The following is a 14,170-nucleotide window of genomic DNA, read 5'->3' as shown; positions in this document are numbered from 1 at the left end:
TCATGCAAAGACTTACTCATGTTGCATTCGTATTGGTGGCCGGCGTCTGCATCGCGCTGGCCGGCTGCGGCAAATCAGGCGATTCCAGCGACCAGTCAGCCGACGGCCGCTGCCCGCACGAGATCAAGCAGGAGAAGTGCCCGTTCTGCAACCCGGAAATGGTTGCGGCGGACGGCTTCTGCGGTGAGCACGGCGTCGCCGAAGCGCTCTGCGCCAAGTGCCGGCCGTACCTCAGCGCCGCCTTTCGCGCCAACAGTGACTGGTGCGCCGAGCACAACACGCCCGAGTCGCAGTGCATCGACTGCAACCCGGCCCTTGCGGCGAAGGTGCAACCCGGTGTGCACGGCGGAGCGGTGTCCGCCGGTGTGCCAAGTGGATCGGACCCGGTCAATTGCGAACACGGCATTGCATCTGCCAAGTGTCCATTCTGCACACCGAGCCTGATCGAGTCGGCGGGCTTCTGCAAGGAGCATGAGATCGCCGAGGCCCTGTGCGTGCAGTGCCGGCCCTACCTCAAGACGGCGTTCGTCGCCAAGGGGGACTGGTGCGCCGAGCACGAGACGCCGGAGTCGCAGTGCCTGCAATGCAATCCCGATCTGGAGCGATCCTCGAATGAAGGAGGCGGATGATGGCGATGCTTCGTCAATATGTACTCATCGCGATCGGCTGCGCGTTGACTTGGGCGATCCTGCTCGGCGTCACGGCCGCAGCGTCAGCGCAGCAGCCCGTGATCAATGGACAGACATGCCCCCACGACATCGACCAGGCAAAGTGCCCGTTCTGCGACCCGACGCGGATCGATCGGCTCGGGATGTGCAACGAACACGGCGTGCCTGAAGCCCTCTGCGTGGAGTGCAGGCCGCTGTTGAAAGCGGCGTTCATCGCGGCCGGCGACTGGTGCGCCGAGCACGCAGTGCCCGAATCCCAGTGCAAGGTGTGCAACCCGCGAGCAGGCGAAGAACTCTCGCGCCGCGCTGCGGCGGCCGGGGCTGAACTGCGATGGCAGCGCGAGCCCTCGCCGGGGTGCGTCACGTCATCGACGCCGGTAACGCTGACTTCAAGCGAAGCGCTGAGCGCCGCCGGCTTTGAGTACACCCAGATATCGCCTCGGCCGCTCGCGCGCGTCATCGAGCGCAATGCCCAGGTCGCTTACAACACAAACCGCTATGCCCGGCTGTCTCCGCGAGCGTCTGGCGTGGTAACCGAGGTGCTCAAGGACTTTGGCGATCGCGTTCGCGCCGGCGAAACCGTCGCGATCGTGAAGTCCACCGAGCTCGGCTCGGCCAAAGCCGATCTTCTGCAGGCGATCGAGTTGATGAGGCTCTGGGAAGCCAACGCGAAGCGCGAAGAAGACCTGCTTGCGCGAGGCGTGGGCATCGAACGGGAAGTGCTCGAAGCCGGTACGCGCCTGGCCGAGGCCCGCATCACGGTCAGCCGGGCCCGGCAGCGGCTGCGCAATCTCGGCCTTTCCGACGAGGTGATCGACGGGGTTGAATCGGACGGAGACACCTCGCCACTGCTGCAGGTCGAGGCTTCATTCGAAGGCATCGTCATCGATCGCACCGCGGTTGCCGGCGACGTGGTCGAGCCGGGGCAGCCGGTGATGGCGATTGCGGATACGCGCGTCATGTGGGCGATGGCCGATCTGGCTGAATCGGATCTCGCGACGGTGCGCGTCAGCCAGACGGCAACGCTGATGCTCGACGGTCTCCGTGGCCTGATCTTTCCCGGAAGGCTCACCTGGATCAGCACAGCGCTCGATCCGGAGACGCGCACGCTGCGCGCCCGCGTCGAATTCGACAACGCCCAAGGCGTCCTGCGCGCCAACATGTTCGGGCGAGTGCGGATCAACACCGGCGGGAGCGAGGCTTCGCTGATGCTGCCCAAGGAGGCGGTTCAGTGGGAGGGCTGCTGCAACGTGGCCTTCCGTCGGTCGGCCTCCGATCCGCTGACGTTCCAGCCGGTCCGCCTCGTGCTGGGCTTTGACGCGGGGAACCACTACGAAGTGCTCGACGGCCTTGACGCCGGCGACGTCGTCGTTTCCCGAGGCAGTTTCATTCTCAAGAACGAAATCCTCAAGAACTCCGTCGGCGCGGGCTGCTGTGAAGTAGACCACCTCAAGAAGTAGCGCCGATGCGGTGACGTGAGGCCGGCGTGAAGCCGCGCGGAGCCTGTGCATGTTGAACTGGATCATCGACTGGTCGCTGCGCCACCGGCTGCTCGTCATCCTCGGCACGCTGGTGTTCGTCGCATGGGGGGTGTACTCGATGGCGCATCTGCCCATCGATGCGTTCCCTGACACCACGCCGGTGCAGGTGCAGATCAACACCGTGGCGCCGGCGCTCTCGCCCGAAGAGATCGAGCAGCAGATCACGTTTCCGGTCGAAGTCGCCATCTCCGGCCTTCCCGGCCTCTCCGGTGTCCGATCGATATCAAAGTTCGGCTTGTCGCAGGTCACCGTCACGTTTGACGACGGAGTAGACATCTATTTTGCGCGACAGTTGATCAACGAGCGGCTCAGCGGCATTCAATTGCCTGAGGGGATCGAGCGACCCGAAATGGGCCCGGTGGCGACCGGGTTGGGAGAGGTCTTCCACTACCTCGTCGTCGGCAAGGGCGAGAGCCCGGCAAGCCTCACCGAACTGACGACGGCGCAGGATTGGATCATCGCGCCGCAACTGAGGCAGGTGCCCGGCGTTGCCGAAGTGAACACATGGGGAGGCCTGGTCAAGCAGTTCGAGGTCGTCGTCGAGCCGGCGCAACTGATCAAGTTCAAACTCACGCTCGACGAAATCGCCGCGGCGCTCGAAGTGAATAACGCCAGCGTCGGCGGCGGGCAGGTCACGCGCGGCGGCGAGTCGATGATGGTGCACGGGCTGGCGCTGACCACGACGCTGGATCAGATCGCCAATGCGGTCATCAAGGCCGAAGGCGGCACGCCGGTGCGCGTGCGCGACGTGGCCGAGGTGCGCGAGGGCCATGAGATCCGGCGCGGCGCCGTCACGGCTCAGGGCAGCGGCGAAGTCGTTCTCGGGCTGGGTTTCATGCTCATGGATGAGAACAGCCATGAAGTCACGAGCCGGCTGGAGGAGCGACTCGAAGAGATCCGCTCGATCCTGCCGGACAACGTGGGTGTGGAGGTGGTCTACCGGCGGACGTACCTCGTCGATCACGTCATTCACACCGTGACCGAGAACCTGCTTCTGGGCGCGCTCTTCGTCGTCGCCGTGCTGTTCATGTTTCTGGGCAATCTTCGCGCAGGGCTGATCGTCGCGCTGGCGATTCCGCTGGCCATGCTCTTCTCGTTCTCGATGATGATGCAGTTCGGCATTGCCGCCAGCCTGCTCAGCCTTGGCGCCATTGACTTCGGCCTCGTCGTGGACAGTTCGGTCATCATCGTGGAGAACTGCGTCCGGCGCATCGGGCACGACAACGACGCGGGTGCGAAGACCCCGATACTCGATATCGTGCGCGACGCTTCGATTGAAGTGCGCAAACCGACGATGTTCGGCGAACTGATCATCATGGTCGTCTTCCTGCCCATCCTGCTGCTCGAAGGCGTCGAGGGCAAGATGTTCCGCCCCATGGCGCTCACCGTCGTGTTCGCGCTTCTCAGTTCGCTCATCTTCTCGCTAACGCTGACGCCGGTCCTGTGCAGTCTCCTCATCAGCCGGCGCATGCATGAGCGCGAGAACTGGCTCGTTCGCGCCATGCAGTGGGTGTACCGGCCATTCATCCACGTGGCGCTCCGGTTTCGCTTGCTCGTCGCCGCCTTCGGTGTGCTGGTCGTCGCGCTGGGCGTGATGCTGGCGGGGCGCCTCGGCACGGCTTTTATTCCGCGGCTCTACGAGGAGGCCATCGCCGCCAACATCGTGCGGCTCGCCGGCGTCTCGATCGACCAGTCCGTCGAGTACAACACGGGCATCGAACAGTTTTTGCTTGACCGCTATCCCGACGAGATCGATCGCATCTGGACCCGCCTGGGAACGCCGGCCGTCGCCACCGACCCGATGGGATTGGAGCAGAACGACGTCTACATCACGCTCCGGCCGCGCGAAGGCTGGACGCGCGCCACATCGCAGGCCGAACTCTCAGCGATGATCCTCGCGGATCTCCAGTCGCTGCCGGGCATCAAGGCGATCATGACCCAGCCCATCGAGATGCGCATGAACGAGATGGTCGCCGGCGTTCGCGCCGACGTCGGAATCATGATCTTCGGGGATGAGATCGAACAGTTGGCGACGGTCGCTTCGCAGGTGCAGTCGATCGTCGACTCCATTCCAGGCGCCGACTCCGTCACCGTCGAGCAGGTGACCGGCGCGCCGGTGCTCGAAGTGCGCGTCGATCAGGACGCCATCGCCCGTTACGGCATTCCGGCGCGGCACGTGCTGGAAATCGTCGAAGCGCTCGGCGAGGTGCGCATTGGACACGTCCGTGACGGCCAGCGCCGCTTTGATCTCACCCTCGAACTGCCGGATCGATATCGCGGTGACCCGGACGCCGTAGGCGAGATCCTCGTGCCGACGGCCGATGGCGGGCGGCTTCCGCTTGCCCGTCTGGCGCGCGTATCTATCGTGGACGGTCCGACCGTGATCAACCGCGAGTGGGGCAAGCGCCGCACCATCGTCCAGACCAACGTGCGCGGTCGCGACCTGGGCGGATTCGTCGCCGAAGCGCGCGAGCGCATTACCGCCGACGTGCCGATGCCGCCGGGCTACTACGTCGCCTTTGGCGGACAGTTCGAGCACTACGATCGTGCCACCCGCCGCCTGTTCATCATCATCCCAATCGTCATCGCGTCAATCGCGCTGCTGCTCTACTTCAGCATCGGCAGCGTGGTCGATTCGCTGCTGGTACTCACCGGCGCGCCTTTCGCGGCGTTCGGCGGGGTGGCGGCACTGCTCCTGCGCGACCTCGACTTCACGATCTCCGCGGCGGTGGGATTTGTTGCCGTCTCAGGCGTGTCGATGCTCTCGGGACTCGTGCTCGTGTCCACGATCCGCCAGCGCATCGCGGCCGGGGCGGCCATTGACGACGCAATCGAACAAACGCGCCTCATCCGCCTCCGGCCGATTCTCATGACGGGGCTGGTGGCCGCACTCGGATTTCTGCCGATGGCTCTGAACACCGGCGTCGGCGCGGAGGTGCAGCGGCCGCTGGCCACGGTCGTCATCGGCGGCATCCTCTCGGACAACCTGCTCACGCTGTTCATTTTGCCCGCGCTGTACTCACTGTTTGGCGGCCGCGACGTGCGGCCCGGCGATCAGAAGTCCTGAACGGCGGAAATGGGCCACAGGAACATGGCGCTCCCGCCCGGTCGTGGTGGTGGTTGGCGCAGGATGTCCACATTGGCTCGGGCGACGGCGTTCGATATACTCGCCCTTCAATGACGTCCCGCTCGAGCCGCCCAACCTCCATGCCGCGCCACTACGCCGACCGGCTCGCCCGGCTGCGGCGGGCCATCGAGAAGGCGGGCGTCGACGCGCTGCTGGTCACCAACGCCCATGACATCCGCTACCTCACGCCGTTCAGCGGCGAAGACAGTTACGCGATCGTCACGGCTCGCCAATTCGTGCTCATCAGCGACAGCCGGTTTGCCGAGGAGATCGAGCCGCTGGGCGCCTGGCTGGACATCGCGCTGCGCAAGGGGCCGATTGCCGACAAGGTCGGCGAGGTCGCGGGCGATCTGAAAATTGATCGCCTCGGCGTGCAGTCCGAGCACGTAACGCTGGCTACCCGCCGCGCGCTGGCCAAAGCGGTGGGGGCGCGCAAGATCGTCGAGACCAGCGGCCTGTTCAGTCAGCTGCGCGTCATCAAGGATGAAGTCGAACTGGGGCTGATCCGAAAAGCCATTCGTTGCCAGCAGCAGGCTCTGGAAGCGACCCTTGCGAGTTTGAAGATCGGCCAGAGTGAGGCCGAGATCGCCGCACGCCTCGAATACGAGATGAAGCAGCGCGGCGCGGAAGGCTCGGCGTTTGGCACCAACGTGTCCGCGAAGGCCAACAGTTCCAAGCCGCACTACCGTCCATCCAGCCGGGCCAAACTCACGCGAGGCAGTACACTGCTTATCGACTGGGGCGCCAAGGTGGAGGGCTACTGTTCGGACATGACGCGCGCCTGGGGCGTGGGTGCGATGCCGAAAAAGATCCAGGCGATCTACCCAATCGTGCTTGAAGCGCAACTGGCGGCGATCGACGCCATTCGCGGCGGCGCGCTCTGCCGGGAAGTCGATGCCGCGGCGAGGCGGATCATCGACGGCGCTGGATATGGCGACTACTACGGCCACGGCCTCGGACACGGCATCGGCCTGGATGTTCACGAAGCGCCGAGCATGTCGCCTCGCAGCGGAGCCAAGGATCGGCTCGAGCCCGGCATGGTCGTGACCGTGGAGCCGGGCATCTACCTGCCCGGCGTCGGCGGTGTGCGCATCGAAGATGACGTGCTGGTGACAGACAAAGGCTGCCGCGTTCTGTCCGACTGGCCCAAGTCGCCGGAGAGTGCAAAAGTTCTTTAGCGGGTTGGCGGTCATCGGTGGATGGTCGCCTGCACGAGAATCTGCAACCAGGGGTGTAAGCGAGAGCCATGATCGACCGAAAGACCATCGAAGACCTGATCAAGATGATGGTGGACCACGAGATCGTCGAACTCGATGTCGCCGACGGCGATCAGAGTGTGACGATCCGCCGCGCCGGGGCATTCGCCGTGCCGCAGGTGACGCCGAGCGCACCGCTTGCCGCCGCGCCGGCGCCGCTGCAGCCGCAGGGCGCTCCCGCCGCACCGGCGGCCGAGTCTGCGCGACACGCCGCCGGCGGAGGCGAGGGACACGTCATCAAGAGCCCGATGGTCGGCACGTTCTATTCGAGGCCCAATCCCGACGCTGAGCCGTTCATCAGCGCCGGCGCCAAGGTCTCCGACTCGACGGTCGTGTGCCTCATCGAAGCGATGAAGGTGTTCAACGAAATCAAGGCCGAGTGCAGGGGTACGATTGCCGAAGTGCTCGTCAATGACGGCGACGCGGTCGAATACGGTCAGCCGCTCTTCCGGATGAAATAGCCGTCGTCGCGCAACCGCCCAGTCTACGTCCCGCGATTCGGTCGAGTGCTCGCCGCTCGTGGGCGACTCCGCAAATCTCAACTTCCAGGCGTCCCGTTCAATGTTCAGTCGCATCCTGATTGCCAACCGAGGTGAGATTGCCGTCCGCATCATCCGCGCTGCGCGCGAATTGGGGATCCAGTCGGTGTGCGTGTTTTCGGAGGCGGACCGCGGTGCGCCGTATCTCGAGCTGGCCGACGACGCGGTGTGCATCGGCCCGCCGCCGTCGAAGCAGAGCTACCTCAACATCCCGCGCATCATCTCGGCCGCCGAAGTCGCCAACGTGGATGCGATCCATCCCGGCTACGGCTTTCTCGCGGAGAACTCGCATTTCGCGGAGGTCTGCCGTTCGTGCCAGATCGAGTTCATCGGCCCCTCGCCTGAGGCGATGAACCAGCTCGGCGACAAGATCAACTGCAAGAAGCTCGCCAAGGCGAACAAGGTGCCGATTTTCCCCGGTTCGCCCGGCGGTATCGAGAGCAAGGAAGAAGCCGTCAAACTCGCCGAGGAGATCGGCTACCCGGTCATCATCAAGGCCTCCGCGGGCGGCGGCGGGCGCGGCATGCGCATCGCCCACAACCGCGTGGCGCTTGAGTCCGGCATCGACGCCGCCCAGCAGGAAGCCCAGGCGGCATTCGGCGACGGCACCGTCTACATCGAGAAGTTCCTGGAGAAAGCCCGCCACGTCGAAGTGCAGGTCATCGGCGACAAGCACGGCAACGCGATCCACCTCTACGACCGCGACTGCTCCACCCAGCGGCGCCATCAGAAGCTGATCGAAGAAGCGCCTGCGCCCGGCGTGGACAACTCGAAGCGCGAAGCGCTGTGCAAGTCGGCGGCGAGGCTCATCCAGTCGGCCCGGTACGCCGGCGCGGCCACCGTCGAATTCCTCATGGATGAGCAGCAGAACTTCTACATGCTCGAAGTCAACACGCGCGTGCAGGTCGAGCATCCCATCAGTGAGATGATCACGGGCGTGGACATCGTCAAGACCGGCATCCTCGTCGCCGCCGGGGAAAAACTGCCGTACCAGCAGAAGCACATTTCCATCAACGGACATTCGATCGAGTGCCGCATCAATGCCGAGGATCCTGATCGTAACTTCGCGCCCAGCCCCGGCGACATTCGTCGATTCGACGTGCCGGGCGGTCCGGGCGTGCGCGTGGACACGCATTGCGTGGCCGGCTATCGCGTGCCGCCGAACTACGACTCGCTGATTGCCAAACTGATTGTGCACGCCGACGACCGCAAGGCGGCGCTGGCGCGCATGAGCCGCGCGTTGCGGGAGTTTCGTGTGGAAGGCATCGCAACGACGATCGACCTGCACCGCCGCCTGATGGCCTTTTCAGGCTTCATCAAAGCCGATTTGGACATCCACTACCTCGAGCGGCTGTTGCGGAAGTAGAGTTCAGCAGCTCTGCTCGCAACCGAAATTCGGCTCCTGTGCGGCGTCACCTGGTGGGCGGTTCGGAGTAGCACCGGTTGCTGAGCGAGCCGGGCGGCGTCGCGGGTGTGTGCCTTCAGCTGCTCGATTTGAGCTATTGCGCCATTTCTCGGAGATCGAGTCCGCTCAACTGGCGTGAGCGTGGCACTGGCATCGCTCACCCGCACCCCGTACAACTTGGGTGCCCCACATACTCTCGGAGCCCCGTCATGCGCCACGCCAAGACAAGTCCCCTTCTGTTGGCAGTGGTGATGTTTCTGCTCGGCGGATGCGGGACGAACTTGCGTCCGTTTCCAACTGTTACCGACGGCGTCTACCCCCATGCCGTCGTCGCCGCCGATCACGCCATTGCTTCGCAGGCGGGGCTCGACATGCTCAGGCGCGGGGGCAATGCGGTGGATGCCGCCGTCGCCACCAGTTTCTGCCTGGCGGTCGTGCGGCCGTACAGTTGCGGCCTCGGCGGCGGCGGATTCATGCTCGTTCACATCGCCTCCGATGCGCCGATGCCTTCGCAGAGCGTGGCGATTACCTATCGCGAAACGGCGCCCGCCGCCGTCGGACCTGACTACTACGTGCAACTCGATGCACCCGGCGCTTCGCGCTACGGCCCGCACGCCGTGGGTGTCCCCGGCACTGTCGCCGGGCTGATGACCGCGCTCGAGAATTACGGCACGCTCGATCGCGCCACCGTGCTCAAGCCGGCCATCGAGGCTGCCGAACACGGCTTCGCCATCGACGCCGACTACGTTGCCAGCGCGCAGGAAGTGATCGACGAGATCCGCGAGCACCCCGAGTGGATCGATCTCGTCGGGGCCGATCGATTCGAGTGGTTCTACCACCGCTTTCTCTTCGACGGCGAGCCGAAGGTCGGCCAGACGCTGCGCCAGCCGGAACTGGCGCGGACGCTGCGGCTGATAGCGCGCGACGGCGCTCCCGTTTTCTACGCAGGCGAGATCGGTCAGGCCGTCGCGTCGACGTGCCCGCAGATGTCGGCGGAAGACCTTGCGCAATACGAGCCGCGCCTCTCGCAGCCGTTGCGCGGCACGTTCCGCGGCCGAACCGTGCTGGCGATGCCGCTGCCGTCGAGCGGCGGGATCGCGACGCTGGAGACGCTGGGCATTCTCGACCGGCGCTGGACGGATCTCCAGGAGACAGCGCCAGGGTCGCCGCCCTACATCCATCTCGTCGTCGAAGCCATGAAACACGCCTTTGCCGATCGGGCGGAGTGGCTTGGTGATGAGCGCTTCGCCAACGTACCCGCCACGAGCCTGATCAGCGATACCTATCTCGACGTGCTCGCGAGGCGCATCGATCCGCGCCGCACCCAGCCGCCCGGGAGTTACGGCAGCAGGGAGCAGTTGCCCATCGACACAGGCACCAGCCACTTCGGCGTGGTCGATCAGTGGGGCAACGCCGTTGCGTGTACGGAGACGATCAACCTCTCGTTCGGCTCGCTGCTGCCGGTGCCGGAGTACGGCTTCATGCTCAACAACGAGATGGATGACTTCCTCACCATCCCCGGTGAGCGCAACGCCTTCGGCCTGCAGCAATCGCAGCGCAACCTCCCCGAAGGCGGCAAGTGGCCGCTGTCGAGCATGTCCCCGACCATCGTGCTCGGCGAGGACGGCGGCGTTGAAATTGTCGTCGGCGCCTCGGGCGGGCCGCGCATCATTTCCGCGACGCTGCAGACGCTGCTCGACGTCGTTCTACACGACTCGTCGGCGCCCGAAGCCGTCAGCGCGCCGCGCTTCCACCACCAGTGGATGCCCGACGTACTGCAGTTCGAAGACTGCTGGACGGATTCGGCGACGATGGACGCCATGCGCGAGTTCGGCCACGAGATCGGCCGCCGCGAAGATGTCGGCGTCGTCCAGTTGATCCGGCGCAGCGGCGTCGGCTGGAGCGCTGCAAGCGACCCGCGCAAGGGCGGCGCTCCCGCGGGCTGGTGAAACGCCAAGCCGAAGCAAAGGCCGATGCGGCTACAATGCGGCCGTGATCGCCGCGGTCCTCTGCCTGATTCCCGCCGCACTCGCGCTTTCCTGGCCGCTCACGTGGTGGTTGAGGGCCGTCGGGGCGCGCCTGGGCCGGCTCGATTCGCCCGGCGCCGCCGGACACCACAAAGCGGAGATCCGGGCGATACCCAACATCGGCGGCGTAGCGATCACCATCGCGATACTTGCGCCGCTGATCGTCGGCCTGATCGCGCTTCGGTTGGCGCCGGAGTCCGCGATCGTTGATCTCGCTCCATCCCTTCAGCCCCACCTGCCGGGCATCATCGAGCGCACGCCGATGGCGATCGCGTTGGCGCTGGCGCTCGTGGGCATGCACGTGCTGGGCCTCATCGATGATCGCCGCCCGCTGGGGCCGTGGGCCAAACTCGCAGCGCAGTGCGCGCTGGCGACGTTTATGGTGCTCATTCCGTTCGACTTTGCCGATGGTCTCGCGTCATCCAGCCGGCTGCTCACGCTGCTCGACACGGCGCCGGGCCTGGCGGGACTCGCCCCTTGGCCGTCGATCGCGCTTACGGTACTCTGGCTGGTGGTCGTAACGAACGCGATCAACTTCATGGACAACATGGACGGGCTGGCCGGCGGGGTGTCGTGCATCGCAGCGGCGCTGTTTCTGGCCGCTGCGTTGATTAACGGCCAGTGGTTCATCGCCGCCATGCTCGCGCTGCTCGTGGGCGCGCTTCTCGGGTTTCTCTGGTTCAACTTTCCGCCGGCGAGCATCTTCATGGGAGACGGCGGGTCGCTCGTCGTCGGCTTCCTGCTCGGCTTCCTCACGGTCCGCACGACGTACTTTGAAGGCGATGCGGCGACGGCGTGGTACGGCGTCTTCATGCCCCTTATCGTCCTCGCCGTGCCGATCTACGACCTGCTGGCGGTCGTTACAATCCGGCTCAGCCAGGGACGCAGCCCGTTTGTCGGCGATCAGCAGCACTTCTCTCACCGGTTGGTCAAGCGCGGCCTGAGCGTGCGGCGGATGCTCGCGGTGATCTACGGCGTCACGCTCACGACCGGGTTGACCGGCATCTACCTCGGGCATCTCGAACACGGCTGGGTCGCCGCGCTCGCCGGGGCCCAGGTCATCATCCTGCTCATCGTTCTGGCGGTGTACGAACGGTCGATCGCCGCGGCGGCCGGCGGAGTGCGGTCGTGAAGGCGGCGGGTTTGCTTCGCTGGTGCGGCTTTGTGCTGCTCGCCGCGCCGGCGGTGCTGCGGACGCTGCTGGTCATCGCCGTCGATCCGTTTTTCGCGATCGATTCTCGCGTACTGCCCGTGCCGCTCGAAGGGCTCGGGCCGGCGGGATCCGTCACGCTCGATCTGCTGGCGCTGCTCGGCTGCCTGTGCGCGCTGCTGGCGGAGACGCTCGATGGTCGAAGCATCGACTTCAAACTGCTCGTGCTGCTGCTCACGCCTGTACCCGTGCTGGCGTGGCATGGGTGGAGTGACGCCGAGCAGTGTCGCGCCGGCTCGCAATGGTTCGGCGCCATGAGCACGGCTGTCGGCGCGATGCATCTGGCGCGCGAAGTGCGCTGGCGCATCGTGCTGCTCGGCGCTGCCGTCGCCATCACCATTCCGCTGGCGATCAAGGGTCTGTATCAGGTCACCATCGAATACCACGACACGCTCTCCTCCTTCGCGAACAACAGGGAAGCGCTGCTCGAATCTCAAGGCTGGGAACCAGGATCGAGCGCGGCGGGAATCTACCTGCGCCGCCTCACCCAGCGCGAAGCCACCGGCTGGCTTTCGCTTTCAAACGTCTACGGCTCGCTGATGGCGATGCTCGCGGCATTCTGGGTCGGCGCTGCTCTGGCTGTGGCCCGCTCGAAACTGCAAAGCGGCTGGCTCGGCGTGGCGATCCTCCTGGCCGCGGCCGCGCTCGCGGGACTGACGGCCTCGTTCTCCAAAGGCGCGGCAGGCGCGGCGGCGATCGGCCTCATCCTCGCCGCCATGTGCCTGTTGCCGCGGCGCTGGAAGCAGCACGTGCGGCCCCACGCGGCAACCGTGACCTTCGCCCTGCTTGCCGCGGCGCTGGTCGTGACGGCGCTGCGCGGGATGCTCTTCCCCGAAGGCCTCCAGCAGGTCGATGGGTACAGCCTCCTGTTCCGCTGGCACTACTGGTCCGGCGCCGTCCGCATGTTCTCGGCGCACCCGCTGGCGGGCGTCGGCCCGGCGGGCTTTCAGGATGCGTACCTGCTCGTTCGGCCGGCGCTGAGCCCCGAAGAGGTCATGAGCCCGCACAGCGTCTTCATCGACTGGCTCGCCGGGATCGGTATCTGGGCCGCGGCGTGGATCGCGCTGGTGCTGATCCTGCTCGCTCGCTCCGCGCCATCAGGCGCCACCGCGCCACCCGCAGCCGAGGAATCTGCGCAGCCGGCCCCGGGCGCCGACGTGCAGCCCGCGCCGCGCGAATCGTGGCTCAAATTCGCGGCGCTGTGTGGCCTCGCGGTCGCCGTTGCCGCGGGAGTCAGCGCCTGGGTTCTCAACCGGCGGGCGCTGCTCATCGACTACCACCTGCTGCTCATGCCGCTGTCGCTCATCGGCCTGGGGGCGACGGTGCCGCTGGTCGCGCTGCTGGTGCGCTCCGTTTCGCTCGGCATGCTGCGATGGGCCGTCTGGGCGGCGCTGACGGTCGTGCTGCTGCATTCGCAGATCGAAATGACGCTCACGCAGCCCGGCTCGGCGGCCATCGTCATGCTGCTGCTGGGCGCCGCCGCAGCGCGAGCGCCGCAGGGAGCGCCGCCTCGCCCGGCGCTTCGAAGCGCGTCCTTCGCTGCGATTGTGGTCTTTGCGGCTCTGATCGTCGCGCACGGCGCCCTGGTGGCCGTGCCCATCGGGCGCATCCAGAATCACCTGCGCACGGCGCATGCATCGCTCGAGAGCATCGGGCGGGTCCGTTCGACGCTCGATCAGGCCGGCCGCACGCGCAGCGCCGATGAGCGCATCGCGCTGCTTCAGGAGGCGGAAATGCAACTCCAGCAGCAGGGGATCGAGATCGACCTGGCCGGAGCCTGGCGCGAAATCAGATCGGCGATACAACTCAACGACGGCCAGCGCGTGCAGCGACTGCTGGCCACTGGAGGCGCCGCCATCAGCGACGCGCTGCGGCGACTCGAAGTCGAGAGCGTCACGGCTGCACTGCGCGAACTCGAAGCAGCGCGGCCGTTGCGGCCGCTGGATGCGATTGCCTGGCGCGAATCATCGCGCCTGTGGATGCACCTGGCGACGCTGCACGAGCAGCGCGGCGATCCGGCCATGCGCGATGAGGCCGCGCAGGTTGCGATTCAATTGGCCGAGGAGCTTGCGAACAGGCGGCCGCTCGACGCTAATGCCGCCGCCATGGCCGCGCGGCGATGGTATGAGCAGCAGCAGTTCACCGGCGATGCCGAGATGCTCGCTCGCGCCATCGAGTGGCAGAAAAAGGTCGTCCGACTCGATCCCAACGGGCTCGAAGCGCAGCGCACATTCGCGCAGATGCTCGACGAAGCCGGCCGGGGCCGCGAGGCGCTGTCGGCCTATGAGCGCACGCTCGAAATCAACGAGAACATGCGCCTGGACCCGCTCAAGCAACTGAACCCTCAGCAATTCGACGATGTGCGCGGGCGTATCGAAGCGCTGGGAGGAGGATGAG

The 14,170-nt window shown here is 65.9% G+C and carries 9 protein-coding genes; all 9 read left to right on the top strand.

Going from position 1 to position 14,170, the window contains the following annotated elements:
• Window positions 1–2: 2 nt before the first annotated feature.
• The 9 genes from IT430_12945 to IT430_12905 all read left to right on the top strand — a co-directional run bounded on the left by IT430_12945 (window position 3) and on the right by IT430_12905 (window position 14,169).
• Complete coding sequence (locus tag IT430_12945) at window positions 3–629, top strand: hypothetical protein (protein ID MCC6908844.1); 627 nt, start codon at window positions 3–5, stop codon at window positions 627–629.
• Complete coding sequence (locus tag IT430_12940; protein MCC6908843.1) at window positions 629–2,128, top strand: efflux RND transporter periplasmic adaptor subunit; 1,500 nt, start codon at window positions 629–631, stop codon at window positions 2,126–2,128. Before IT430_12945 ends, IT430_12940 begins: the two co-directional genes overlap by 1 nt.
• Window positions 2,129–2,177: 49 nt before the next feature.
• Window positions 2,178–5,276, top strand: a complete 3,099-nt coding sequence (locus IT430_12935) for an efflux RND transporter permease subunit (protein MCC6908842.1) — start codon at window positions 2,178–2,180, stop codon at window positions 5,274–5,276.
• A 140-nt stretch (window positions 5,277–5,416) separates the two neighbouring features.
• A complete protein-coding gene (locus tag IT430_12930) occupies window positions 5,417–6,514 on the top strand; it encodes an aminopeptidase P family protein (protein ID MCC6908841.1) in 1,098 nt (365 codons plus the stop codon).
• A 68-nt stretch (window positions 6,515–6,582) separates the two neighbouring features.
• The gene (gene accB, locus IT430_12925) at window positions 6,583–7,053 is read left to right on the top strand and encodes an acetyl-CoA carboxylase biotin carboxyl carrier protein (protein MCC6908840.1); all 471 of its coding nucleotides are present in this window, start codon (window positions 6,583–6,585) and stop codon (window positions 7,051–7,053) included.
• Between the two features lie 100 nt (window positions 7,054–7,153).
• Complete coding sequence (accC, locus tag IT430_12920) at window positions 7,154–8,497, top strand: acetyl-CoA carboxylase biotin carboxylase subunit (protein MCC6908839.1); 1,344 nt, start codon at window positions 7,154–7,156, stop codon at window positions 8,495–8,497.
• Between the two features lie 248 nt (window positions 8,498–8,745).
• A complete protein-coding gene (gene ggt, locus IT430_12915) occupies window positions 8,746–10,485 on the top strand; it encodes a gamma-glutamyltransferase (GenBank protein ID MCC6908838.1) in 1,740 nt (579 codons plus the stop codon).
• Window positions 10,486–10,528: 43 nt separating this feature from the next.
• Entirely contained in the window at window positions 10,529–11,695 is a 1,167-nt protein-coding gene (locus IT430_12910; GenBank protein MCC6908837.1) for an undecaprenyl/decaprenyl-phosphate alpha-N-acetylglucosaminyl 1-phosphate transferase, read from the top strand.
• Complete coding sequence (locus IT430_12905) at window positions 11,692–14,169, top strand: O-antigen ligase family protein (GenBank protein MCC6908836.1); 2,478 nt, start codon at window positions 11,692–11,694, stop codon at window positions 14,167–14,169. The genes IT430_12910 and IT430_12905 overlap by 4 nt, the downstream gene beginning before the upstream one ends.
• Window position 14,170 lies beyond the last annotated feature (1 nt).

The sequence above is a fragment of the Phycisphaerales bacterium genome, from assembly GCA_020852515.1.
GTDB lineage: Bacteria > Planctomycetota > Phycisphaerae > Phycisphaerales > UBA5793 > UBA5793.
This window is presented reverse-complemented; position numbering and strand designations above follow the sequence as displayed.

What these genes read in the sequence shown, in the direction of transcription:
- IT430_12945 (MCC6908844.1), top strand. Translation starts at nt 3, where the DNA reads ATGCAAAGACTTACTCATGTTGCATTCGTATTGGTGGCCGGCGTCTGC.
- IT430_12940 (MCC6908843.1), top strand. Translation starts at nt 629, where the DNA reads ATGGCGATGCTTCGTCAATATGTACTCATCGCGATCGGCTGCGCGTTG.
- IT430_12935 (MCC6908842.1), top strand. Translation starts at nt 2,178, where the DNA reads ATGTTGAACTGGATCATCGACTGGTCGCTGCGCCACCGGCTGCTCGTC.
- IT430_12930 (MCC6908841.1), top strand. Translation starts at nt 5,417, where the DNA reads ATGCCGCGCCACTACGCCGACCGGCTCGCCCGGCTGCGGCGGGCCATC.
- accB (MCC6908840.1), top strand. Translation starts at nt 6,583, where the DNA reads ATGATCGACCGAAAGACCATCGAAGACCTGATCAAGATGATGGTGGAC.
- accC (MCC6908839.1), top strand. Translation starts at nt 7,154, where the DNA reads ATGTTCAGTCGCATCCTGATTGCCAACCGAGGTGAGATTGCCGTCCGC.
- ggt (MCC6908838.1), top strand. Translation starts at nt 8,746, where the DNA reads ATGCGCCACGCCAAGACAAGTCCCCTTCTGTTGGCAGTGGTGATGTTT.